The organism is Intrasporangium mesophilum (assembly GCF_054783095.1).
The window spans coordinates 91,932-114,121 of sequence record NZ_BAAGRF010000016.1 but is presented as its reverse complement, the minus strand read 5'-3'; the positions used below and the strand labels follow the sequence as shown (position 1 = coordinate 114,121).

22 protein-coding genes are annotated in these 22,190 nt (G+C 68.2%); 6 read left to right on the top strand and 16 right to left on the bottom strand.

All coding sequences use genetic code 11. From position 1 onward, the window contains the following. Positions 1-2: 2 nt before the first annotated feature. Positions 3-773: a DinB family protein gene (locus tag ACYVLP_RS15615; RefSeq protein WP_460628261.1), complete on the top strand. Its 771-nt coding sequence runs from the start codon at positions 3-5 to the stop codon at positions 771-773. 29 nt (positions 774-802) lie between these two features. On the opposite strand, the gene ACYVLP_RS15610 is transcribed toward ACYVLP_RS15615, so the two are convergent. From ACYVLP_RS15610 to ACYVLP_RS15600, 3 genes are all read right to left on the bottom strand, one after another. Further along, positions 803-2,044, bottom strand: coding sequence for an RNA polymerase sigma factor (locus tag ACYVLP_RS15610; RefSeq protein ID WP_460628260.1), 1,242 nt, complete (start codon positions 2,042-2,044; stop codon positions 803-805). Between the two features lie 15 nt (positions 2,045-2,059). After that, a complete protein-coding gene (locus ACYVLP_RS15605; protein WP_460628259.1) occupies positions 2,060-2,461 on the bottom strand; it encodes a YciI family protein in 402 nt (133 codons plus the stop codon). A gap of 149 nt (positions 2,462-2,610) precedes the next feature. Then, the gene (locus ACYVLP_RS15600; RefSeq protein WP_460628258.1) at positions 2,611-4,191 is read right to left on the bottom strand and encodes a DHA2 family efflux MFS transporter permease subunit; all 1,581 of its coding nucleotides are present in this window, start codon (positions 4,189-4,191) and stop codon (positions 2,611-2,613) included. Positions 4,192-4,269: 78 nt separating this feature from the next. Between ACYVLP_RS15600 and ACYVLP_RS15595 the strand changes: the two genes are divergently transcribed. Then, positions 4,270-4,926: a winged helix-turn-helix transcriptional regulator gene (locus ACYVLP_RS15595; protein ID WP_460628257.1), complete on the top strand. Its 657-nt coding sequence runs from the start codon at positions 4,270-4,272 to the stop codon at positions 4,924-4,926. Positions 4,927-4,967: 41 nt separating this feature from the next. Here ACYVLP_RS15595 and ACYVLP_RS15590 read toward each other — a convergent pair whose 3' ends face one another. After that, positions 4,968-5,468: a nitroreductase/quinone reductase family protein gene (locus ACYVLP_RS15590; protein WP_460628256.1), complete on the bottom strand. Its 501-nt coding sequence runs from the start codon at positions 5,466-5,468 to the stop codon at positions 4,968-4,970. 52 nt (positions 5,469-5,520) lie between these two features. Here ACYVLP_RS15590 and ACYVLP_RS15585 point away from each other — a divergent pair, with 52 nt between their 5' ends. Continuing rightward, positions 5,521-6,111: a TetR/AcrR family transcriptional regulator gene (locus tag ACYVLP_RS15585; protein ID WP_460628255.1), complete on the top strand. Its 591-nt coding sequence runs from the start codon at positions 5,521-5,523 to the stop codon at positions 6,109-6,111. A gap of 13 nt (positions 6,112-6,124) precedes the next feature. Here the strand turns inward: ACYVLP_RS15585 and ACYVLP_RS15580 are convergent, their stop codons facing one another. Genes ACYVLP_RS15580 through ACYVLP_RS15570 form a run of 3 tightly spaced genes read right to left on the bottom strand, consistent with a single transcriptional unit; the run spans position 6,125 to position 7,111 of the window. After that, the gene (locus tag ACYVLP_RS15580; protein WP_460628254.1) at positions 6,125-6,451 is read right to left on the bottom strand and encodes a DUF1048 domain-containing protein; all 327 of its coding nucleotides are present in this window, start codon (positions 6,449-6,451) and stop codon (positions 6,125-6,127) included. Positions 6,452-6,461: 10 nt separating this feature from the next. Further along, positions 6,462-6,809 carry a DUF1048 domain-containing protein gene (locus ACYVLP_RS15575; protein ID WP_460628253.1) on the bottom strand — a complete coding sequence of 116 codons (348 nt, stop codon included), beginning with the start codon at positions 6,807-6,809 and terminating at the stop codon, positions 6,462-6,464. Next, positions 6,806-7,111, bottom strand: a complete 306-nt coding sequence (locus tag ACYVLP_RS15570) for a PadR family transcriptional regulator (protein ID WP_460628252.1) — start codon at positions 7,109-7,111, stop codon at positions 6,806-6,808. Before ACYVLP_RS15570 ends, ACYVLP_RS15575 begins: the two co-directional genes overlap by 4 nt. A 230-nt stretch (positions 7,112-7,341) precedes the next feature. Between ACYVLP_RS15570 and ACYVLP_RS15565 the strand changes: the two genes are divergently transcribed. After that, positions 7,342-9,240 carry a potassium transporter Kup gene (locus ACYVLP_RS15565; protein WP_460628251.1) on the top strand — a complete coding sequence of 633 codons (1,899 nt, stop codon included), beginning with the start codon at positions 7,342-7,344 and terminating at the stop codon, positions 9,238-9,240. A gap of 16 nt (positions 9,241-9,256) precedes the next feature. Here ACYVLP_RS15565 and ACYVLP_RS15560 read toward each other — a convergent pair whose 3' ends face one another. The 5 genes from ACYVLP_RS15560 to ACYVLP_RS15540 form a co-directional block, all read right to left on the bottom strand. Further along, positions 9,257-10,027 (bottom strand): MerR family transcriptional regulator, encoded by a 771-nt coding sequence (locus tag ACYVLP_RS15560; protein WP_460628250.1) that lies wholly within the window; start codon positions 10,025-10,027, stop codon positions 9,257-9,259. Between the two features lie 27 nt (positions 10,028-10,054). Then, complete coding sequence (locus tag ACYVLP_RS15555) at positions 10,055-10,822, bottom strand: ABC transporter permease (RefSeq protein WP_460628249.1); 768 nt, start codon at positions 10,820-10,822, stop codon at positions 10,055-10,057. A 12-nt stretch (positions 10,823-10,834) separates the two neighbouring features. Continuing rightward, on the bottom strand, positions 10,835-11,701 hold the full coding sequence (locus ACYVLP_RS15550) for an ABC transporter ATP-binding protein (protein ID WP_460628248.1): 867 nt from the start codon (positions 11,699-11,701) through the stop codon (positions 10,835-10,837). A gap of 105 nt (positions 11,702-11,806) precedes the next feature. After that, complete coding sequence (locus ACYVLP_RS15545; protein WP_460628247.1) at positions 11,807-12,502, bottom strand: response regulator; 696 nt, start codon at positions 12,500-12,502, stop codon at positions 11,807-11,809. Continuing rightward, positions 12,499-13,983, bottom strand: coding sequence for an ATP-binding protein (locus tag ACYVLP_RS15540; protein ID WP_460628246.1), 1,485 nt, complete (start codon positions 13,981-13,983; stop codon positions 12,499-12,501). The genes ACYVLP_RS15545 and ACYVLP_RS15540 overlap by 4 nt, the downstream gene beginning before the upstream one ends. Positions 13,984-14,064: 81 nt before the next feature. On the opposite strand from ACYVLP_RS15540, the gene ACYVLP_RS15535 reads away from it, so the two are divergent. Beyond that, a complete protein-coding gene (locus tag ACYVLP_RS15535; protein WP_460628245.1) occupies positions 14,065-16,035 on the top strand; it encodes an APC family permease in 1,971 nt (656 codons plus the stop codon). A 148-nt stretch (positions 16,036-16,183) separates the two neighbouring features. Here ACYVLP_RS15535 and kdpC read toward each other — a convergent pair whose 3' ends face one another. From kdpC to ACYVLP_RS15515, 4 genes are read right to left on the bottom strand one after another with little or no spacing between them, the layout of a single operon-like run. Next, positions 16,184-16,762, bottom strand: a complete 579-nt coding sequence (gene kdpC, locus ACYVLP_RS15530; RefSeq protein ID WP_460628244.1) for a potassium-transporting ATPase subunit KdpC — start codon at positions 16,760-16,762, stop codon at positions 16,184-16,186. Positions 16,763-16,767: 5 nt separating this feature from the next. Further along, positions 16,768-18,927: a potassium-transporting ATPase subunit KdpB gene (gene kdpB / locus ACYVLP_RS15525; protein ID WP_460628243.1), complete on the bottom strand. Its 2,160-nt coding sequence runs from the start codon at positions 18,925-18,927 to the stop codon at positions 16,768-16,770. A gap of 11 nt (positions 18,928-18,938) precedes the next feature. Continuing rightward, the gene (gene kdpA / locus ACYVLP_RS15520; protein WP_460628242.1) at positions 18,939-20,585 is read right to left on the bottom strand and encodes a potassium-transporting ATPase subunit KdpA; all 1,647 of its coding nucleotides are present in this window, start codon (positions 20,583-20,585) and stop codon (positions 18,939-18,941) included. Further along, positions 20,585-20,671: a potassium-transporting ATPase subunit F gene (locus ACYVLP_RS15515; RefSeq protein WP_452267606.1), complete on the bottom strand. Its 87-nt coding sequence runs from the start codon at positions 20,669-20,671 to the stop codon at positions 20,585-20,587. Before ACYVLP_RS15515 ends, kdpA begins: the two co-directional genes overlap by 1 nt. Before the next feature lie 350 nt (positions 20,672-21,021). On the opposite strand from ACYVLP_RS15515, the gene corA reads away from it, so the two are divergent. After that, positions 21,022-22,164, top strand: a complete 1,143-nt coding sequence (corA, locus tag ACYVLP_RS15510; protein ID WP_460628241.1) for a magnesium/cobalt transporter CorA — start codon at positions 21,022-21,024, stop codon at positions 22,162-22,164. The last annotated feature ends 26 nt before the right edge of the window (positions 22,165-22,190 follow it).

Below are 22,190 nucleotides of genomic sequence, written 5' to 3'. Positions count from 1 at the left end.
ACATGAGCGAGAGCCAGCCGGAGAAGCACCCCGAAGACCTGAGCCGCCGGATCTTCCGAAACCGGACCCTGCGGCAGACGAGATTCATCAGCTGCGACCTGAGCGGGGTCGTGGTGCGCGGGAGCGAGGTCGCCGGGATGGAGATCGACTCCCCGTGGCTTTTGGAAGACGGCGGCCGGCTGCTCGTCAACGGTGTCGACGTCGTGCCGATCGTGGACGCTGAGCTGAACCACCGCTTTCCAGGTCGTGAGCTGCGTGTGGCAGCGGACCCCGCCGGCCTGCGCTCCGCCTGGGCAGCCTTGGAGGTGACCTGGGCCGCCACGCTCGAGCGCGCCGACGCCATGCCTGCCGGAACAGTGGACGCGACCGTCGACAACGAGTGGTCGCTGGCCCAGACGCTGCGCCATCTGGTCCATGCGACAGACACCTGGCTCGGGAAGGCGATCCTCGAGCGGGAGCAGCCCTATCACCCGGCGGGCCTGCCCAACGACGACCCCGACACCGAGGCCGCCAGGGTCCACGACGAGTCCGCGTCCCCCGCCGAGGTGCCCTACGACCGGGTTCTCCAGGCGCGGGCAGGGCGGCAGGCGATGGTGCGCGACTTCCTGGCCGATCTTGTCCCACTCGACCTCGCGGCGCCCCGAAGGAACCCACACGACCCCGATATCGAGGAGACGGTGCTCTCGTGCCTGCGCACGATCCTCGAGGAGGAATGGGAGCACCACCGGTATGCCGTGCGTGACCTCGACGCACTCGCCGCACGACCGGCCTGACGCGGCTCACCCCACCGTGGATGTCTGGGTCAGGCGCTGCTGGCCCGGGCGAGAAGATGTGTGCGCTCGGCCTCGTTCGCCGTGAGGCCGGCCGCGCGAGTGAACTCGGCTCGCGCATCCGTCGAGCGTCCGAGCTTGGCCAGCAGGTCGCCTCGCACGCTCGGGAGCAGGTGGTAGCTGAGCAGGGCAGGGACGTCGAGCAGCTCGTCGGTCACCGCGAGCCCGGCGGCCGGTCCGTCGGCCATCGACACGGCAACGGCGCGGTTCAGCTCGACGATCGGCGAACGCGTCAACACGAGGAGATCGCCATACAGGCCGGCGATGCGCGCCCAGTCGGTGTCACCAACCCGCGGAGCGCGGGCGTGGCAGGCCGCGATCTTCGCCTGGATCGCATACGAGCCCGTGCCGCCGAGCTCCTCGGCACGAGCGAGCGCCGCAAGACCGTGAGTGATCAACAGCCGGTCCCAGCGAGCGCGGTCCTGCTTGTCGAGCGTGACGATCTCGCCGGCATACCCGGTCCGGGCGCGGAGGCGGGAGGCCTGGATCTCCATCAACGCGACCAATGCGTGCGCCTCCGGCTCGTCGCGTGCCAGCGCGGCAAGCATGCGGCCGAGTCGCATCGCCTCATGGCACAGGTCAGGGCGTGCCCAGTCCTTGCCAGCGGTGGCCGTGTAGCCCTCGTTGAAGACCAGGTAGACAGCCTCGAGCACCGAGCTCAGTCGGTAGGCGAGCTCCTCGCCCACCGGGACCTCGAAGGGCACGTTGGCGTCCGACAGCGCCTTCTTCGCACGGGTGACCCGTGCTGCCATGGTGCTCGGCTTCACGACGAATGCGCGCGCGATCTCCTCCGTCGACAGGCCGGCGACCAGCCTCAAGGTGAGGGCCACGCGGGCGTCGACCGAGAGCACCGGGTGGCACGCGGTGAACATCAGCCGCAGCACATCGTCGTCGACGTGACGATCGAGCTCGATCTCGTCCATGGGTGTGCCGTGATCACGGAGCTCGCGACCGAGCAGCGCGACCTTGTTTCTCAGTGTCGCGGCTCGACGCGCCACGTCGACGCCGCGGCGGCGCGCGACAGCCATGAGCCAGGCGCCCGGGTTGTCCGGGACACCCGACTCGGGCCACTGTTCAAGCGCTGCGACAAGGGCGTCCTGGGCCAGGTCCTCGGCCACCCCGACATCGGACACAACCCTGGCCAGGCCGGCGATCAGCCTGGCGGACTCGATCCGCCAGACCGCGTCTATCGCCCGCTGGGTCGCTGAGGTCATTGCCTGATGCAGCTCTCAGCGCGCTCGTTCCTCGGCCGCCGCGATCTCGGCTGCCAAGGAGTCTGAGAAGTCGTCGGCATCAAGGATCTTGCGGATCTCGACCTCGCTGCCGCGCAGTGGCGAGCGCTTCACCCACTCGACGGCTTCCTCGATGGAGGAGACCTCCCAGATGCTGTAGCCGGCGATCAGCTCCTTCGTCTCGGCGAACGGGCCATCGATCACGGTGGCGCCGCCGTCGGCGTCGAAGGCGACCCTCTTGCCCTTGCTGGAAGGCTGGAGTCCGTCGCCGGCCACCAGGACGATGCCCGCCTCGGTGAGCTCCTGGTTGAACTGGTCCATCGCTACGAAGTCCTCGGGGTTGCCGAGCTCGCCGGCCTCGGACTGGGCCGTCGCCTTGCCCATGATCATGACCCTCATCGCTGCGCTCCTTCTCGTCCGTCCGGGACCGGTCCCATCGACCGAGACAACCCTGACTCACCCATGCGTCGAACGGGAAGGGCTGGAATCGACAGGTCGCGGCAGCCCTTTCTCGCTTGTGCCGGACCGCGCACGGTCTGCCGGTGCCCTCAGGGCTTGGCGGCCACTGCGATCTCGCCCGTCGGCTCCTGCAGCCACCCGGGTGCGGCCTCGGGCCGGCTTGGGGGCTGGGCAGGAAGGAACAGCCACGACACGATGCCGCCGATGAGCGCGACCACCCCGGCGACGACGCAGCCGAGCGCGACGCCGTGGTCGAATGCCGCGGTAGCGGCGTCGCGGAGCGCACCTGCTGCGGCCGTGTGCCCCTGGGCGGCGAGACGGGCGGCGACGCCGTACGTGGCTCCGATCGACTCATCGATCCCGTGCGGCACCGTCGGGAACAGGTGCTGCGCGACGTCCTGGATGCGTTCGCGGTACAGCGAGGCGTAGACGCTGCCGATGACGGCCACCCCGAGAGTGCCGCCGAGCAGTCGGGTGGCGTCGTTCACCGCCGATCCGACGCCGGCCTTGTCGTCAGCGATCGCGCCCATGATCGACTCGGTGGCAGGTGCCGAGGTCAGTCCCATGCCGAGCCCGAACACCACCATCTGAATGGCGATCACCCCATAGGGGAACGACGGCGAGACATCGCTGGCGACCCAGAAGTAGAACGCCACCTGCAGCAGCATCCCGACGGTCACGACGGCCTTGGTGCCGACCCTGATCGCCAGCCTGGTGCCCAGAGTCGAGCCCACGGCCACCGCCATCGCCACCGGCAGCAGGCGCACGCCGGCGGAGAGTGCGCTGTACCCCCGGACGAACTGGAAGAACTGGGTCATCAGGAAGATGAAGCCGAACAGCGTGAAGAACGCGACCGAGACCGAGGCGCTGGCGGCGCTGAAGCGCGGGTTCGCGAACAGTCGGACGTCGAGCATCGGAACGGCCGCTCGCCGCTCGCTGGCGACGAACGCCGCCAGCAGTGCCGCGCTTGCGGCGAAGCCGAGGATCGACTGGGGCGACGTCCAGCCACGATCCGGCGCCTCGATGATCGTGTAGACGAGGACGCCCATGCACGCGGCGGAGGTGATCAGGCCCAGCGCGTCAAGTCGGTGCCGCGCGTCGCCTGCGCGTCGTGGCACACCCACCGCGACAAGACCGATGACCGCGACCGCCACGGGGCCAAGGGTGTAGAAGACGCTGGACCACGCGAACCGCTCCAGGAGGAATCCGCCGACGATGGGGCCGAGTGCGATCGCCATCCCGCCCGTCGCGCCCCACAGCCCGATCGCCATCGCCCGCTCCTTGCGCTGGGTGAAGGCTCCCGTCAGCAGAGACAGGGTCGCCGGAAAGGTCATCGCGGCCCCGAGACCCATCACGGCCCGAGCTGCGATCAGCTCGCTTGGTGTAGTGGCGAATCCGCCGACGAAGCTGGCTGTTCCGAAGACGGCCAGCCCACCGAGGAGCATGCCCTTGCGACCGAACCGGTCGGACAGGCTTCCGGACGTGAGTATGAGCGCGGCGAACACCAGGTTGTAGGCGTCGACGACCCACTGGAGCTCAGAGGTCGTAGCACCCAGCTCCCGGGAGAGGGTCGGCAGAGCGACGTTCACCAGAGTCGTGTCGAGGCTGATCACGAAGGAGGCGAGAAGAAGGGCGGTAAGGATCAGCGGCTTGGACGGCATACGGGTCATGTCTCACACGGTAAGCCTGATTACTTTAGTTTTTCAATCATCAAGTCCAAAATCTCTACCAGATCGTAGGATGGCGGAGTGAGAAGCTATGGCCAGTACTGCTCGATCGCCCGCGCGCTCGACCTCGTCGGCGACCGATGGACCCTGCTGCTGGTGCGGGAGCTCCTGCTCCGTGGGCCATCTCGCTATACCGACCTGAAGAACGGGCTGCCCGGCGTTGCAGCCAATCTCCTTGCGGTCCGTCTCAGGGAGCTCGAGCAGATCGGCCTGGTCAGACGCGAGGACGCTCCCCCGCCGATCGCGACCCAGGTGTACGAGCTCACCGAGGACGGCGCCGCACTCGAACCCGTCCTGAAGGCCTTGGGGCTGTGGGGCCTGCGTTACATGAACGACGAGCGGCCGGACGATGCGTTCCAGGCCAGCTGGCTTGCGTACGCTCCGGCCTGGTTCACCACCGACTCAGACCCCGCCGGGCCGGCTGCCGCAATCCAGCTGGTCGCCGACGACGAACACGCCGTGGTCGAGCTCGGCGACGGATCCGTCCGCGCCCGGGCGGGTCAGACCGACAGTCCCGACCTGACCCTCGTGGGCCCCGCCCGCGCCGTTCTGGGCCTGCTGGTCGGAAAGATCGACCTGTCTCGTGCGAGGGCTATCGGCCTGACCGCCAAGGGGCGACGCGACCTGCTTGCCAGGCTCCGGCCGGCGCAGGGCGTGTCACAGACGCGACGACCCTGACCGTGGCGTGTGGCCCGCGTATGCCGCGTGCTCACGAGGGGTCACCCGCGAGCTGAGCTCTCGGTCGGGTGCCACCGCACGATGCAGAAGCCATGGTCGATGGCGGCCTGCAACGATGCCGGCTCCAGGCTGCCGTCGGCCTCGCGCGGGATCGGGATGAAGCCGCCCGCACGCGGGTTCCCCGCCTCGATCGCTCGGATCTGCCGCTGGATCTCCTCGGGGTCGGTGAGGAGCTCCGGCCTCGCCATCACATCGCGCCCTCGGATCCGCAGCCGGACCGGCTCGCCGGCCTCGAGGCTCAGGGTCCACCGCCCACCACCAGGGGTGAGGAGGACATTGCCGTCGCGCACATAGCTGAGCGGCTGACGGTAGGTCCTGCCGGTCTTGCGCCCGGTGTAGTGGAGCAGCATCAGCGATCGCCCGAGGGGCGTGGGAAAGGGCAGGCCCAGGACCGCGCGCATCGGCACGTTGACTCGGCGCATCATCTTCCGGCGCCGCTGGGCGGCTTCGAGGTCCATGACCATCGTCGTCTCCTCTTTCATTCAGTCAGTGTGTATGACCAAATCTAGCCCGACGCGCCGTAGAGTCAAGGCGATGTCACCCAGGCCCTATCAGCTCGGCAAGCGGCAGGTGCAGATCGACGAGAGCCGCCGCCGCGTACTGGATGCCGCCCGCGCGGTGCTCGGAGGTGACAGCGGCGGCTTCTCGGTGGACACGGTCGCGCGCCACGCCGATGTCGCGCGCGCGACCGTCTACTACCAGTTCGGCTCGCGCAGCGGCCTTCTGGAGGCGGTGTGCGACGACCTCGCCGAAGAGGGCGGGGTGTCAGGTCTTGCCGGCGCGTTCCAGCGTCCCGATCTGGACGGCGCACTCGCCGAGCTCGTGCGCGTGTTCGGGCAGTTCTGGTCCGTGGACCGCACGGCGATGCGGCGTCTGCGCGCCTTGGCGGCCCTCGACGCGGACGTTGCAGCCGTCATCGCAGCCCGCGACGAGCGCCGGCTCAGTGCCCTCACCGCGCTGTTCGCGAAACACGGGGCCGGCCCCGAGGCCATCCGCGCGGTCTATGCCCTGACCTCGTTCGAGACCTACGACACCCTCGCCGGCCGAGACACCATCGCCGACGTGGTGCCCACCGTGGCCCGACTGGCCGTTGCGTCGAGAACCGAGCTTGACGGGCCGAGCTGACCGCCTGCCAGTGTCACCCCCGTGATCGACGGGCTTGCTTCTGTGCCGCGTCCTGGTACCTGTCGGCGTAGGTCGGTGTGTCCTTGATCAGGTCGTCACAGAACGCGGCCACGTCGCTGCCGGTGAGCTCCAGGACTGTCTTGCCCGCAGCAGCTCCCTCCTCGAAGAACGTCACGATGCCGGGAAGGAGGTCACCGTCGACCAGATCGACCGGGCCGACCTTGAAGTAGTACTTCTGGATCTCGTGGTAGACGACCTGGTAGTCGGCCGGGAGCGCCTTGACCCGTGCCAGGTGCGCTCGCCACTGCCGCTTGCCCTCGATCACGTCGCGGATGCCCATGTCATTCTCCTCATCGACCAAGTTTTCTTGCGACGTTCTTGTTCAGCTGTTCGCGCCATTTGTCGCGATAGGTCCTGGCGCCGTCGTTCCCGACCAAGGCAGCGCAGAAGCCCGCGACGTCGTCGCCTACTGCCTCACGGGCGCTCTGCCCGTCGGCCGCGGTCTCTTCGAACAGGCCGAGCACGCCATCGAGTACAGGCATCAGGTTGCGGCCGGTGAAGTCACCGTGAGGAAGGAGCTGGAGCTTGATCTCCGCCCATGCCTGCTGGTAGTCGGTCGGCAGGGCTTCGGCCCGAGCCTCGAATGCTTTCCAGTCACGAGTGAGATCGCTCCCCGTGACCTTCTCCCAGACGTTCATCTGCTCTCCTTGAGCTCGTTGATCCGCGATGAGACGTACTCCCACTTGACCCAGAACGACGCAAGCTCGTCGCGACCTGCGTCGTTGAGCTCGTAGAACTTCCGTGGCGGCCCCACGTCGGACGGCCGTTTGGACACGGTCACCAGGCCGTTCCGCTCCAGCCGCAGCAGGATGGCGTAGACCGTCCCTTCGACGACATCGGCGAAGCCGAGCTCGTTCAGGCGCCGCGTGATGGCATATCCGTACGTCGCCTCGGCGTCGACGATCGTGAGCACGCAACCTTCGAGCGTGCCCTTCAGCATCTCAGTCAGGTTGTCCGTGGCAGCCTCCTTCGATCGTCGACCAACTACTCCGTATCACTAGCTACCACTAGACTGTAGCACAGAGTAGTGACCGGCGCCGCACGCCCACGACGCCGGAAACATCACCTCGATCGCGCGGCAGGCGGCGGCCCCGATCTTGATGCGGTCTTAACGCGGTCATGGTCGTTGGAGGCCAGACGGACCGGAGCGCGACTGCAAGGATGACCGACGTGAACGACAGCCATGCCACCGCACGCAAGGGCTGGGCCCCGTTGGCCCTGGGAGCCCTCGGCGTCGTGTTCGGCGACATCGGCACCAGTCCCCTCTACGCCTTGCAGACCGTCTTCTCGATCGACGACAACATGGTCGCAACGACACCGGGCGACGTGTACGGCGTGATCTCGCTCGTGTTCTGGTCGATCACGCTCGTCGTCTCGGTGAAGTACGTCGCCTTCATCCTGCGCGCCGACAACGACGGCGAAGGCGGCGTCATGGCACTTGCCGCTCTCGCTCGCACGGCAGTCCGCCCTGGCGGGAAGCGGTTCGGGCTGGTCATGCTGCTGGGCGTGCTCGGCGCGTCGCTGTTCTACGGCGACAGCGTGATCACGCCGGCGATCTCGGTGATGTCGGCGATCGAGGGCCTGTCGGTCTCGACCCCATCGCTCGCCCATCTGGTCGTGCCGATCGGCGCCGCGATCATCACCGCCCTGTTCGCCGGCCAGCGCTTCGGCACTCACCTGGTCGGCCGGTTCTTCGGCCCGATCATGGTGCTCTGGTTCGTCGTGCTCGCGGTCATGGGTCTCGGCCAGGTGATCGGCGACCCAGCCATCCTCGCCGGGCTGTCGCCCCACTACGCGCTGCTCTTCGTCGTCGAGCACCCTGTCGTCGCGTTCGTCGCGATGGGCGCCGTCGTCCTGTCGATCACCGGCGCCGAGGCGCTGTATGCCGACATGGGCCACTTCGGTCGCCGACCCATCAGCCGGGCCTGGTTCGTCGTCGTCTTCCCCGCCCTGACGCTGAACTACCTCGGCCAGGGCGCGCTCATCCTGAACGACCCGTCGGCAGCCGCGAGCCCGTTCTTCCACCTCGCTCCCGACGCACTCGGCTTCCCGCTCGTCATCCTGGCGACCGTGGCCACGGTCATCGCCTCGCAGTCCGTGATCTCCGGGGCTTACTCGGTGTCTCGCCAGGCCGAGCGGCTCGGCTACCTGCCCAGGCTCACGGTGCACCACACCTCCACGGAGGAACGCGGGCAGATCTACGTACCCGCCATCAACTGGACCCTGTATGTCGGCGTCATCCTGCTGCTGGTCATCTTCCAGTCGTCGGAACGGCTCGCCACGGCATACGGACTGGCGGTGACCGGCACGTTCCTGATCACCACCACGTTGTTCCTCATCTATGCCCAGGCGGCCTGGAACTGGAGCCGCGGGCAGCTGCTGCTGCTCGGCGTGCCGCTGGCGGTTCTCGAGCTGACCTACTTCGGGGCCAACCTCACCAAGCTGTTCCACGGGGGCTGGCTCCCCGTGCTGATCGCGGTCATCGTCGCGACCGTGATGCTCACCTGGCAACGCGGCCGGGTCCTGGTCACCGAGCGCCGGGTGGCGATGGAGGGCCCGCTCGACCCGTTCGTGGAATGGCTGCACGAGGACCCGGTGTCGAAGGTGCCCGGAACGGCCGTGTTCCTGCACCCTGACAAGCTGTCGACTCCCCTGGCGCTGCGCGAGAACGCGATGTTCAACCACGTCATCCACGAGACGGTCCTGATCGTCAGCACGGCCTCGATGAACGTGCCATTCGTCGCCGACCACGAGCGGGTCGTGCTCGACCACCTCGGTGATCCCTACGACGCGATCACCCACTTGACGGTGCACTTCGGTTTCCAAGAAGACCAGGACGTCCCACGCGCCCTGGCGGTGGCGCGCGACCTCAAGATCTTCGCCGTCGACCCGGACACCGCCTACTACTTCCTGTCCCGGATCACCTTGCAGCGCGGCCCCGGTCGCGAGATGCCCCCGTGGCGCAAGCGGTTGTTCCTGGGTCTGGCCCACAACGCCGCATCGCCGACGCAGTACTTCCGGCTCCCTGAGGACCGCACCGTCGCCATGGGCGCCACGGTCATCCTCTAGACCTGCAGCCCGGCGCTCAGGGCTGGCGCTTCTCGAGCTTGGTCCACCCGGTCCAACCACGCTCGGCGAGCAGGTCCCGCAGCCGCCCGACGACAGGGTGGGTTGCGTCGGCGAACGAGTCCATCAGCCCGATGAACGCCGCGTCCGGCATGAGCTCGTCCTGCTCATCCAGCTCCCCGCTGGCTGCGGCCTGCTCGAGCAGCTCGCTCATCAGGTCGGCTGTCTCGCGCAGCAGCTCCTCGTCCTGCCAGTTCTCAGAGATTCGGCCGATCAGCTGGTAGAGCCGGACGACCTTCGGGTTGTCCAGCTGGGCCACCTTGTCGGCCATCATTGCCGGGAGCAGCTCCGGATATCGCGCCGCCATCAGGATCCACGCATCGCGCTCGGGCGCGATGATGGCCTCCGACGCTCCGGTGGCACGGAGCCGGTCCAGATAGTCGACCACCTCCGCCGGGAGGGCCAACGAGTCGCCGGAGCCCAGCTGCGCAATCCGCCGCCGGTGCTCCTGGAGCGCCCTGATCTGCGCACGAAGCTGACCGTCGATCTCGGCGGTCGCGGCTGCGAACGTCTCCGGGTCAGCGTCGAGCAGCTCGCGGACCCTGGCCAGAGGCACGCCGGCCTCGGCCAGGGTCCGGATCCGGATGAGCCGCACGACCGCCGCGGCGTCGTACGTCCGGTAGCCGGACGCGTCGCGCTCCGGCTCCGGAAGCAGCCCGACCTGGTGGTAGTGCCGGACCGCCCGGATGGTCACCCCGGCATACGATGCGAGTCGTCCGATCGTCAGCACGGCCACAGCCTGCCCGAACGAGCCGCCCTAGGCGACCTTGCGCCGGTACGCGGCCATCGCGAACACGTAGGCGACGACGAGGATGCCCACGCACCAGGCCAGAGCGACCCAGGCGTCGGAACCGACCGGCTGCTCGGTGAGCAGGTTGCGGATCGTGTTGACGATGGGCGTCACCGGCTGGTGCTCGGCGAAGGCGGCCACCACGGTGGGCATGGTGTCCGTGGGCACGAACGCCGAGCTCACGAACGGAAGGAAGATCAGCGGGTAGGAGAAGGCACCCGCGCCGTCCGGGCTGTTCGCCGACAGGCCGGCGATGACGGCGATCCACGTCAGCGCCAGCGTGAACAGGACCAGGATCCCCGCGACGGCGAGCCAGGCGAGCACCCCTGCAGGAGAACGGAACCCGATGATGACGGCGACGGCCACAACGAGCACGAGCGAGATCAGGGTCGAGACCAGCGAGGTCACCACGTGGGCCCACAGCACGCTCGAGCGGGCGATCGGCATGGACTGGAATCGCTCGAAGATCCCGTTCTGCAGGTCCGTGAAGAGCCGCAGGGCTGTATATGCGGTCGCTGTCGCGATCGTGATGATGAGAATGCCGGGCAGCATGTAGTTCACGTACTCGACCGAGCCGGTGTCGATCGCGCCACCGAACACGTAGACGAACATCAGCATGATGGCGATCGGCATGATCGTGACCGTGATGATGGTGTCGACGCTGCGGGTGATGTGCCGCATGGACCGGCCCAGCAGGACGCTGGTGTCGCCGACGAAGTGCGTGGCGGTGCTCATTTCTGTTGCTCCTCAGTGGTCCGTGCCGTCGACGGCGGCCTTGACCGCGCCGTCTCCGGGGTAGCTGACGTTGTCGCCGTTGTCGGCCTTGTCTTGGCTGTCGCCGACGATCGCGAGGAAGATCTCCTCCAAGGTCGGCTGCTTCTCGACGTACTCGACGGTGGCGGGCGGGAAGAGTGCCTTGAGCTCGGCCAGAGTGCCGTTGGCGATGATCCGTCCCCCGTGCAGGATCGCGATCCGGTCCGCCAGCTGTTCGGCCTCGTCCAGGTACTGGGTCGTGAGCAGCACCGTCGTGCCCTTGCCGGCGAGCTCCCTGACGCTCTTCCACACCTCGATGCGAGCCTGCGGGTCAAGCCCCGTCGTCGGCTCGTCCAGGAAGATCACCGGCGGGTCTCCGATCAGGCTCATGGCTATGTCGAGTCGCCGTCGCATGCCTCCGGAGTACGTCGACACGCGCCGGTCCGCAGCGTCGGTGAGCTGGAAGCGCGCGAGCAGGTCGTCGGCTATCCGGCCGGCGTCCCTCAGGTGCCGCAGGCGAGCCACGAGCACGAGGTTCTCCCGGCCGGTGAGGATCTCGTCCACGGCGGCGAACTGGCCAGTCAGGCTGATCGACTCCCGGACGCTCGCCGCCTCGTCGGTGACATCGAAGCCCTCGACGCTGGCGGTCCCCCTGTCGGACTTGAGGAGAGTGGACAGGATCCTCACGACAGTGGTCTTGCCAGCACCGTTGGACCCCAACAACGCGAAGATGCTGCCTCGCGCGACGTCGAACTGCACGCCGCGCAGCACCTGCAGCTCGCCATACGACTTCTCCAGGGCCTGCACGTGGATCGCGGGACCCCGGACCTGCTCGTCTGTCAGGTAAGTATCTGTGGACATGACGACAGCGTGCAGGGTTGACGTAGCGTCAAGGTCAAGCCCATTCGGCAAGGAAGCGCAACACGCGCACGAGAGTGGTGCGCGAGGGTGCCCGTCGGCGCTCGGTCAGGGCCGGAACCGGTAGCCCATGCCCGGCTCGGTGAGCAGATGGCGAGGCCGGGTCGGTTCGGGTTCGAGCTTGCGGCGCAGCTGGGTCATGTAGAGGCGCAGGTTGGCGGGCTGGTTCACGTATGCCGGACCCCACACCTGTGTGAGCAGCTGCCGCTGCGACATCAGCTTGCCGGGCGCCCGCACGAGTGCCTCGAGCAGGTTCCACTCGGTCGGGGTCAGGTGGACGCTCTCGACGACCTCGTCCGGCCGCTGGCGGGTGACGAGCTTCTGGGCGAGGTCGACCCTGATGTCGGCAAACTCGACACAGGGGGCGGCCGCTGCGTCGGCAGAAGGGACGCGACGAGTGACGGCCCTGATGCGAGCGAGCAGCTCATCCATGCCGAACGGCTTGGTGACGTAGTCATCCGCTCCGGCGTCGAGGGCGGCTACCTTGTCCGGCCCGCTGCCGCGCCCGGAAAGAACGATGATCGGGACCTCGCTCCAGCCCCTGAGACCGTGGATCACCTCGACGCCGTCGATGTCAGGCAGACCGAGGTCGAGGATGACGAGCTCAGGCTCGACGGAGGCCGCCACCCGCAAGGCTTCGGCGCCCGTGGCGGCGACATGGACGTCGTGGTCACGGGCGCGCAGGTTGATCCGCAGGGCCCGCGCCAGCTGCGGGTCGTCGTCGACAACGAGCACCTTCGTCACGTCGGCACGTCCTCTGGTCCGGCCTTGGCAGGCAGGGAGATCACCATGGTGAGCCCGCCGGACGGTGTCGACGTCGGTGTGATCGTGCCGTCCATCGCCTCGACGAGGCCGCGCGACAGGGCCAGCCCGATGCCTAGTCCCGACGTGTTGTCCGTGTCTCCCAGGCGCTGGAACGGCCGGAAGATCCGTTGCTGGTCGGCCTCGGGCACCCCAGACCCGTGGTCGATGACGAGCAGCTCCACGTGATCGCCCGCCAGCTGGGCCGTCACCGTGGGCGGGTCGGCGGCCGAACAACCATGGCGCAACGCGTTGCCGACGACATTCACGAGGACGCGCACGACGAGCGCCGCGTCTCCGACCACCGGAGGCAGGTCGTCCGGCAGATCGACAACGACCCTGGCCGCCTGCGGCCCGAGCTCGTCGAGCACCGGCGGCAGCAGCTCGTCGAGCCACAACGTCTGACGCATGACGCTCAGCACCCCGGCTCGCAGCCGGGAGAGATCGAGGACGTCCGAGACCAGGGTCCCGAGCCGGGCAAGGGACTCATCGGCAGTCGCCAGCAGCTCGTCCTGCTCCTCGGCGGTCCACGCGACGTCCTGGCTGCGCAGACTCGTGACCGCGGCCGTCGCCGAGGCAAGGGGGGTTCGCAGGTCGTGACCGAGGGCGGCGATCAGCGCGTCCCGGAGTCTCTCGGAGGCTTCGAGTCGGGCTGCCAGGGCGGCACTGCGCTCCAGCTCGTCGCGTTCGAGCAGAGCCTGAGCCTGCGCGGCGAAGGCGCCGAGGATGACGCGGTCCGAGGAGCCGAGCGAGCGTCCCGAGAGTGCCAGCACGAGCTCCTCGCCAGCAGGCACGTGCACGTCGGCGGTCCCCGGGTGGCGCGGGGCATCTGGCCCGCAGGCCTCGACGACCGCCCAGTCCGTCGCCCCGTCTGAGGTTCGCCGCAGCAGGCTGGCCGATGTCATCCCGAAGGCCCGACGCATGTTCTCCAGCAAGGTCGGCAGCGCATCCTCACCGCGCAGAGTGGCCTGCGCGACCTCGGACAAGGTCCTGGCCTCGGCCGCCGCGCGCGCTGCAGCCGAGGCGGTTGTTGCGGCTCGGTTCACGACGCCACTGACCAGCAGGCCGACGATGACGAAGCCCACGACCGTCCAGATGTTGTGCGGCTCCCCGATCTCGAAGGTGTGCACCGGGGGGATGAACCAGTAGATGAGCAACGTCGAGCTGAGCACGGCGCACAAGACCGCGGCCCACATGCCTCCGACCAGTGCGGTGACGATGACGCCGATCAGCAGCACGAGGGCGTCACCGGCCAACCCGACCGACGCGCCCAGCCACACCAGGCCCGCGGTGAGCCCGACCGGCAGGACGAGGGCGAGCGCCAGGCCGCTCAGGCGCCGGGAGAGCGGCAGGGCACTGACGGCAGCCGTGTCAGGGAGCGTGCCCAGCGGCATACCCACGTCGTCCGACCCGTCTTGCGGCACTGAACCATCCTTGCGCACTCCTTGCGACAGGACCGGATTCCCTTGCAGAACGTATGCGGCGGCGGTCCTAGCGTCGGAAGGGTGCTGACCCAGCTCAACACCGCCAAACGGATCCTGGTCGGGCGGCCCATGCGCAACGAGAGGCTCGACGAGACCCTGCTGCCCAAGCGGATCGCGCTGCCGATCTTCGCCTCCGACCCGCTCTCGTCCGTCGCATACGCCACCGAGGCGATTCTCAAGGTCCTCACCCTGGGAGGTCTCGCGTACCTCTACCTCACGCCCTGGATCGGGGCCGCGGTCGTCATTCTCCTTGTCGTCGTCGTGATCTCGTACCAGCAGGTCGTCAGGGCCTACCCCGGCGGGGGCGGCTCCTACGAGGTAGTGCGAGACAACCTCGGTCCCACGGCCTCGACGGTGGTTGCCGCTGCGCTGATGGTCGACTACGTCATGACGGTCGCGGTGTCCGTGGCCGCCGGCGTCGACAACGTCATCTCGGCCTTTCCGGGACTCAACGCGTACCGCGTCACCATCGCCGTCTCGGTGGTCATCGCCCTGACTCTCGTGAACCTGCGCGGCACACGCGAGTCCGGTCGGGCGTTCGCCCTACCGACATACGTGTTCGTGGCATCCATCCTGGCCGTCATCGGAGTCGGCCTGATGCACACCCTGCTCGGCGCCACCCCCGTCGCCGAGAGCGCCGGCTACTCGGTGCGCCCAGTGCAGTCGGGACTCACCGAGGTGGCGATCCTCTTCCTCGCCCTCAAGGCATTCTCGTCCGGCTGCACCGCGCTCACCGGGGTCGAGGCGATCAGCAACGGTGTGCCCGCCTTCCGGCCACCGAAGTCTCGCAACGCGGCCCGCACTCTGTTCGCCATGGGCGCCCTGGCCGTGACGATGTTCTCCGGCATCACCGTGCTCGCCATGATCACGCACGTCCACGTCGCCGAGGACACGTGCAACCTCGTGGGCTTCCCCGGCAACTGCCAGACGGACCCACAGCCGACAGTCATCGCGCAGCTCGCGACTGCTGTCTTCGGCGCGGGCAGCATCATGTTCTATGTCGTCCAGGCCGCTACCGCTCTCGTGCTCGTCCTCGCGGCGAACACCGCCTACAACGGCTTCCCGATGCTGACATCGCTGCTCGCCCGGCACCGGCTCATGCCGACCCAGCTGCGCACCCGCGGGGACCGGCTCGCCTACAGCAACGGCATACTCGCTCTGGCCCTCGTCGCGGGCCTGCTGATCGTGGCCTACCAGGCGAACGTGACCCAGCTGCTGCACCTCTACATCCTCGGCGTCTTCACCTCGTTCACCCTCAGCCAGGCTGGAATGGTCCGGCACTGGAACCGCGAGCTCAAGGTCGTCATCGCGCCAGGTGTCCGCCGCCGGATGAGCGGGTCTCGCCTCATCAACGCCTTCGGCGCCACCCTCACCGGCCTCGTGCTCCTCATCGTGCTCGTCACCAAGTTCACCGGCGGTGCGTATCTGGTCGTCATCGCCGTGCCCCTCATGTGCCTGCTCATGCGCGGGGTCAACCGGCACTACGCGACGGTGTCGCGAGAGCTGCAGCCCCACCGGAGCGCCCGGCTGCTGCCCAGCAGGGTCCACGCCCTCGTCCTGGTCTCGAGCGTCAACGAACCGGCCCTGCGTGCCGTCGCCTACGCCCGTGCGACCCGGCCCTCAACCCTCACCGCCCTGACCGTGACCGTGGACGCCGACGACACGCGCGCGCTCGAGGACAGCTGGGTCGAGGCTGACGTGCCCGTGCCACTCACCATCCTCGACTCCCCCTATCGAGACATCACGACGCCCATCGTCGAGCAGGTGCTGCGGCTCCGCACGGACAACCCTCGCGACCTCGTGGTCGTCTTCATCCCCGAGTACGTGGTCGACCGATGGTGGGAGGGCATTCTGCACAACCAGAGCGCGCTTCGCCTCAAGCTGCGGCTGCTCACCGTCCCCGGGGTCGTCGTGACCAGCGTGCCCTATCATCTCGAGCCAGGAACGGTGCGCGAGCCGGTCGAGCCGAGCAACCCGTCAGCCGACCACTGACCGTTCACGTCGAGCTCGCGGCGCCCTTGCCGGGCAATGGATTTCGCGCGGGCATCTGCGGCTCGGTCAACGCTGCTCAGTGCGGCCATCCGGTCTGCCAGAAGGTCGATGCGCAGCGAACCACGACCCATGGACCCGAATCCTCTGGTCAGCCCGCGGAGCCGGAGAGGCGGGCGAGCGCGAGGTTGAGCTCGAGCACGTTCACCCTCGGCTCCCCGAGGAAGCCGGCCGAACGTCCCTGCGTGTGCTCGGCCACGAGCGCTGCCACCCGGTCCTCCGGCAGGCCGCGCGCAGCGGCGACGCGCGCGACCTGCGCGGCGGCATACGCGGGTGAGATGTGCGGGTCGAGGCCGCTGCCCGAAGCGGTCAGCGCATCCGCGGGAGCGGTGGCCTGGTCGAGGCCGGCGGCCGCCGCTCGCTTGGCGACCTCGTCGGCGAGCGCGCTGCCGGACAGGTTCGAGCCGCCGCTCGTGTCACCTGAGTAGTCGCTCGCGGACGGGCGGCCCCAGAACCACTGGTCGCCGGTCCACTGCTGGCCGATCAGCGAGGAGCCGGCGACGTGGCCGTTGACGCTCACGAGCGAGCCGGCGGCCTGGTCCCGGGCCACGACCTGCCCGACCCCCCACACCACGGCGGGGTAGAGCAGCCCGAGCAGGACGGTCAGGACGATCATCGCGCGCAGGCCCGCCCAGGACTGCCTGACGAACGAGTTCACGGTGCTGGTCACAGGGATCACATCATTCCGGGGAGGTGGCTCACGACCAGGTCGAGCAGCTTGATCCCGATGAACGGGGCCACGATGCCGCCCAGGCCGTAGATGAGGATGTTGCGTCGAAGCAGGGCCGTGCTGCCGACTGCGCGGTAGCGAACCCCCTTCAGCGACAACGGAATCAACGCGATGATGATGAGCGCGTTGAAGATGACCGCGGAGACGATGGCCGACTTCGGAGACGCGAGTCCCATGATGTTCAGCGCGTCAAGCCCCGGGAAGATGAGCACGAACATCGCCGGGATGATGGCGAAGTACTTGGCGATGTCGTTGGCGATCGAGAACGTCGTGAGCGCCCCGCGGGTGATGAGCAGCTGCTTGCCGATCGAGACGATGTCGATGAGCTTCGTCGGGTCGGAGTCGAGGTCGACCATGTTGGCCGCTTCCTTGGCCGCCATCGTGCCCGTGTTCATCGCCACGCCCACGTCGCTCTGCGCCAGGGCCGGCGCGTCGTTCGTGCCGTCACCCGTCATGGCGATGAGCCGGCCGCCGTGCTGCTCGCGCTTGATCAGTGCCATCTTGTCTTCCGGCGTCGCCTCAGCGAGGAAGTCGTCGACGCCGGCCTCCGCTGCAATCGACGTGGCCGTGAGCGGGTTGTCGCCGGTGATCATGACGGTCTTGATGCCCATGGCCCGCAGCTGCGCGAACCGCTCCTTCATGCCGGGCTTGACCACGTCCTTGAGGTGGACGACTCCGAGGGCGCGCGGCGGTCGGCCGGGCTCCTGGACCGCGACGACGAGTGGGGTGCCGCCCGAGGACGCGATGCCGTTGACCTCGGTTCGTATCCCCCCCGGCATCTCACCGCCCTGGCTGGTGACCCAGCGGTCGACCGCGTCCGCCGCACCCTTGCGGTATGCCGTGCCGTCAGGCAGGTCGACGCCGGACATCCGCGTCGTGGCACTGAACTCGACGAACGTCGCGCCGTCCCTTGGGAGCCGGTCCAAGGAGTCCCGAGTCGGAGTGTCGATGCCAGAGCCGGCCAGCTCGACGATCGAGCGCCCTTCGGGCGTCTCGTCCGCCAGTGAGGAGACGTATGCCGCACGGGTGATCTCGTCGTTGCCCAGACCCGGTGCGGCGAGCAGCTCGGTGGCGCGGCGGTTGCCGTAGGTGATGGTGCCTGTCTTGTCGAGCAGCAGCGTCGACACGTCACCGGCGGCCTCGACGGCGCGTCCCGACATGGCGAGGACGTTGTGCTGGACCAGGCGGTCCATGCCGGCGATGCCGATGGCGGACAGCAGTGCGCCGATCGTCGTGGGGATGAGGCAGACCAGCAGCGCCACGAGGACGACAGCCGACTGTGCTTGTCCGGAGTAGATGGCCATCGGCTGCATCGCCATGACGGCGAGCAGGAAGATGATCGTCAGCACCGTGAGCAGGATGGTCAGCGCGATCTCGTTCGGGGTCTTCTGCCTGGAGGCCCCTTCGACCAGAGCGATCATCCGGTCGATGAAGGTCTCGCCGGGCTTGGTCGAGATCCGCACCGTGATCCCGTCGGACAGGACGGTGGTCCCGCCCGTGACGGCGCTGCGGTCACCGCCGGACTCGCGGATCACCGGCGCCGACTCGCCGGTGATGGCCGACTCGTCGACCGTGGCCATGCCTTCGATGACGTCGCCGTCGCCGGGGATGACCTCGTTGGGGCGGACCACCACGATGTCGCCGATCCTCAGGTGGGAGGCGGCAACGGTCTCGAGCGAGCCGTCGGACGTCCGGCGCTGCGCGGTGGTGGTCTTCCTGGTCGCCCGCAGCGTGGCGGCCTGCGCCTTGCCGCGACCCTCGGCGACCGCTTCGGCCATGTTCGCGAACAGGACTGTGGCCCAGAGCCAGATCGTCACAGCCCAGGCGAACCACGAGGGGTCGACGACCGCCTGCACGGTGGTGACGACAGAGCCGATCCACACGACGAACATGACGGGGCTGTGCCACACGTGCCTCGGGTCGAGCTTGACGACCGCCTGGGGGAAGGTCGTGACCAGCTGTCGCCCGAGCTGGGTGTACGACGTGCTCGCGCGGCCTGGCCGGATCAGCTGTTCACCCCGCTTGTGGTGGTGGGGGGCGAGGGCGGTCGCCGCACGCTCGGATGCGGCGGGGACGCGCGGTTGGGTGGTCGTGCTGGACGTCATGGACGACCGGGTCATGAGAGTGCCTCCGCGAAGGGACCGAGGGCCAGCGCCGGGAAGAAGGTGAGACCGCCGACGATGACGGCCACCCCGACGTACATGCCGATGAAGGTTGAGGTGTGGGTGGGGAGCGTGCCTGCTGTGACCGGCCGGCGGCGTTGTGCCACAAGGGCGCCGGCGAGCGCGAGCACGAGGACGATGGGGACGAACCGACCGAGGAACATGCACAGGGCCAGGGTGAGGTTGGTGTACGGGGTGTCCGCTGAGAAGCCGGCGAAGGCGCTGCCGTTGTTGTTGGCCGCAGAGGTGTAGGCGTACATCACCTCGGTGAGGCCGTGCGGACCAGTAGCGAGCATCTGCGACGACACGAGCGGGGCCACCATCCCGATACCGGTGAAGGCGAGGACGAGGGTCGGCATGACGAGCAGGGCCAGGGCAGTCAGGGTGATCTCGCGCCGGCCGATCTGCTTGCCGAGCAGCTCGGGCGTCCGGCCGACCATGAGCCCCGCGATGAAGACCGACAGGGTCGCGACAAGCAGAGCGCTGTAGAGGCCCGTTCCGACACCGCCGGGCGACAGCTCGCCGAGCATCATGTTGAACATCGCGCCTCCCCCGCCGAGCGCAGAGAAGCTCTCGTGCATCGAGTTGACCGCTCCGGTCGAGGTGCTCGTCGTGCTCGCCGCGAACAGCGCCGAGGGCCACACGCCGAAGCGGAGCTCCTTGCCCTCCAGGCCACCCAGCGAGCCGGACGCAGCGTGGACCTCCGCCCACGTCACCACGGCCAGCATGAGCCCCCACAGGGTCGCCATGAAGCCGAGAACGGCCCATCCTTGACGCTTGTCGCCGACCAGGACGCCGTAGGTGCGCGGCAGGGAGAACGGGATGACGAGCAGCAGGAAGATCTCGACGAGGTTGGTGAAGGCGTTGGGGTTCTCGAAGGGATGGGCGGAGTTGGCGTTGAAGTAGCCTCCGCCATTGGTCCCGAGCTCCTTGATCGACTCCTGCGAGGCCACGAGGCCGCCCTGGATCACCTGGTGCCCACCGGACAGCGTCGAGATCGTCGATGGCTCGGTGAGGTTCTGGATCACCCCGCCGAGCAGCAGCACGACCGCACCGATGACGGCGATCGGCAGGATGACGCGGAGCAGCCCCCGGACGAGGTCGACCCAGAAGTTGCCGAGCTCCGAGCCACTCGATCTCGCCAGGCCGCGCACGAGGGCGATCGCCACGGCGAGCCCCACGGCCGGTGAGACGAAGTTCTGGACGGTCAGGCCCACAGTCTGCACGAACGGCGACGTCCCGGCCTCACCGGCATACGACTGCCAGTTGGTGTTCGTCACGAAGCTGACGGCAGTGTTCAGCGCAGTGTCGACGTTCATCGCGGCACCCCGGGCGAACGGCAGCACGCCCTGCAGCGCGATCATGAGAAACAGCAGCACGACGCCGACGACCGAGAAGGCGACGACGGCGACGGCATACGTCGTCCATCGCTGCTCCGAGCGGGGATCCACCCGCACAAGTCGGTAGAAGTATCGCTCGATGCGCCAGTGCCTCTCGTCGGTGAAGACCCTCGCCATCCAGTTGCCGAGTGGCACGTGGACGATCGCGAGAGCCGCGACGAGGACGGCGATGGTGAGCAGCCCGCTGACGGTGTCGCTCATCAGAAGCGATCCGCATGCAGCAGGACGTGGACGAGGTAAGCGAGCACGGCCAATGCCACGATGCCTAGGAGGATGTTGATGACCATGGGTCGTTCCTACCGGGGGCGCGGGGGCCGTTCTTGACCCTTGACATGGGGTTGACGGTTCTTGACGCGAACTTGATGACACGTCGGTCGCGGGGCCCGGAGGATCGAGGTACGGCGGCTCCGGAGTGCCACGGTTCCCAGGCTCCATGCTCACGCCGATGGGTCCGATTCGCGCCGGGATGCCGATGCGCCGGGGTAGCATGTCGGTGCTCCGCATCGGGCGGGGACCTTGTCGACTGGAGGTGGTTGCCGTGCATACCGGCCCTGCCAGTCGTCGCGCTGGCATCTGCTGACCGGTCGCTCGAAGGGGCCGGTATCACCGTGCCCATTCACCGATCCGAGGTCCTGCCATGTCCGAGCGTTCGCTGCCGTCGATCCGGCGCCGCCTGACCACGCGCGTCGCGCGCCGCGCCACCCTTGCGGCTGTCCCAGCACCTGAGAGCTCCGCGGCGGCGACTGCCACACCCGCGCCCTCGAGCCTGGTTGACAGCGCGATCTATGTCGACGGCGAGCGGGTGTCATCGCCCGGCTCGTTGGCGCGGTCGTTCCGCGAGCTTCGCTCCACAGACGGGGCGGTGGCGTGGATCGGCCTGTACCGTCCGAGCAACGACGAGCTCGCTGCCGTGGCAAAGGAGTTCGACCTGCACGATCTTGCGGTCGAGGACGCGATCGTGGCCCATCAGCGGCCCAAGCTCGAGCGATACGGCGAGACGCTCTTCGTGGTCCTGCGCGCGGCCCGGTACCGCGACGAGATCGAGGAGGTCGACTTCGGCGAGCTGCACCTGTTCGTCGGTCCCGACTACGTGATCACCGTGCGTCACAGCGAGTCCCCCGACCTGGCTGCGGTGCGTCGGCGACTCGAGAGCAACCCGGACCTGCTCAGCCTGGGCCCGGAGGCGATCCTCTATGCCATCCTCGACCGCGTCGTCGACGGGTACCTGCCGGTGGTTGCCGGGCTCGAGAACGACATCGACGAGATCGAGGTCGAGGTGTTCCGCGGTGACCCCGCGGTGTCCCGGCGCACCTATGAGCTGACGCGCGAGGTCATCGAGTTCGAGCGCGCGACGCGACCGCTGGCGGCTGTCGTCCAGGCCCTGGCCGCCGGCTTCGAGAAGTACGGAACCGACGAGGAGCTGCGCCGGTATCTACGTGACGTCGATGACCACCTGACCCAGGTCATCGAGCAGATCGACGGCTTCCGCCAGCTGCTGCGTGACATCCTCACCGTCAACGCGACGCTGGTGGCGCAGAAGCAGAACGAGGAGATGAAGATCCTCAGCGAGACGAGCAACGCCCAGAACGAGGAGGTCAAGAAGATCTCCGCTTGGGCCGCGATCCTGTTCGCCCCGACGCTGGTCGGCACCGTCTATGGGATGAACTTCGACAACATGCCGGAGCTGCACTGGCAGTACGGCTATGGGCTCGCGATCCTGCTCATGCTGGGTGTCAGCCTCGTTCTCTACTCCGTCTTCAAGCGCAGGCGCTGGATCTAGCGGTCCTGCGTCGGCGTGGGGGCGCG

Coding starts and splice junctions, on each gene's coding strand:
- corA (WP_460628241.1), top strand. CDS start 21,022: ATGTCCGAGCGTTCGCTGCCGTCGATCCGGCGCCGCCTGACCACGCGC.
- ACYVLP_RS15550 (WP_460628248.1), bottom strand. CDS start 11,701: ATGTCCACAGATACTTACCTGACAGACGAGCAGGTCCGGGGTCCCGCG.
- ACYVLP_RS15590 (WP_460628256.1), bottom strand. CDS start 5,468: ATGAAAGAGGAGACGACGATGGTCATGGACCTCGAAGCCGCCCAGCGG.
- ACYVLP_RS15570 (WP_460628252.1), bottom strand. CDS start 7,111: ATGCTGAAGGGCACGCTCGAAGGTTGCGTGCTCACGATCGTCGACGCC.
- kdpB (WP_460628243.1), bottom strand. CDS start 18,927: ATGACGTCCAGCACGACCACCCAACCGCGCGTCCCCGCCGCATCCGAG.
- ACYVLP_RS15600 (WP_460628258.1), bottom strand. CDS start 4,191: ATGACCCGTATGCCGTCCAAGCCGCTGATCCTTACCGCCCTTCTTCTC.
- ACYVLP_RS15605 (WP_460628259.1), bottom strand. CDS start 2,461: ATGAGGGTCATGATCATGGGCAAGGCGACGGCCCAGTCCGAGGCCGGC.
- ACYVLP_RS15610 (WP_460628260.1), bottom strand. CDS start 2,044: ATGACCTCAGCGACCCAGCGGGCGATAGACGCGGTCTGGCGGATCGAG.
- kdpA (WP_460628242.1), bottom strand. CDS start 20,585: ATGAGCGACACCGTCAGCGGGCTGCTCACCATCGCCGTCCTCGTCGCG.
- ACYVLP_RS15575 (WP_460628253.1), bottom strand. CDS start 6,809: ATGAACGTCTGGGAGAAGGTCACGGGGAGCGATCTCACTCGTGACTGG.
- ACYVLP_RS15580 (WP_460628254.1), bottom strand. CDS start 6,451: ATGGGCATCCGCGACGTGATCGAGGGCAAGCGGCAGTGGCGAGCGCAC.
- ACYVLP_RS15585 (WP_460628255.1), top strand. CDS start 5,521: ATGTCACCCAGGCCCTATCAGCTCGGCAAGCGGCAGGTGCAGATCGAC.
- ACYVLP_RS15515 (WP_452267606.1), bottom strand. CDS start 20,671: ATGGTCATCAACATCCTCCTAGGCATCGTGGCATTGGCCGTGCTCGCT.
- ACYVLP_RS15615 (WP_460628261.1), top strand. CDS start 3: ATGAGCGAGAGCCAGCCGGAGAAGCACCCCGAAGACCTGAGCCGCCGG.
- ACYVLP_RS15555 (WP_460628249.1), bottom strand. CDS start 10,822: ATGAGCACCGCCACGCACTTCGTCGGCGACACCAGCGTCCTGCTGGGC.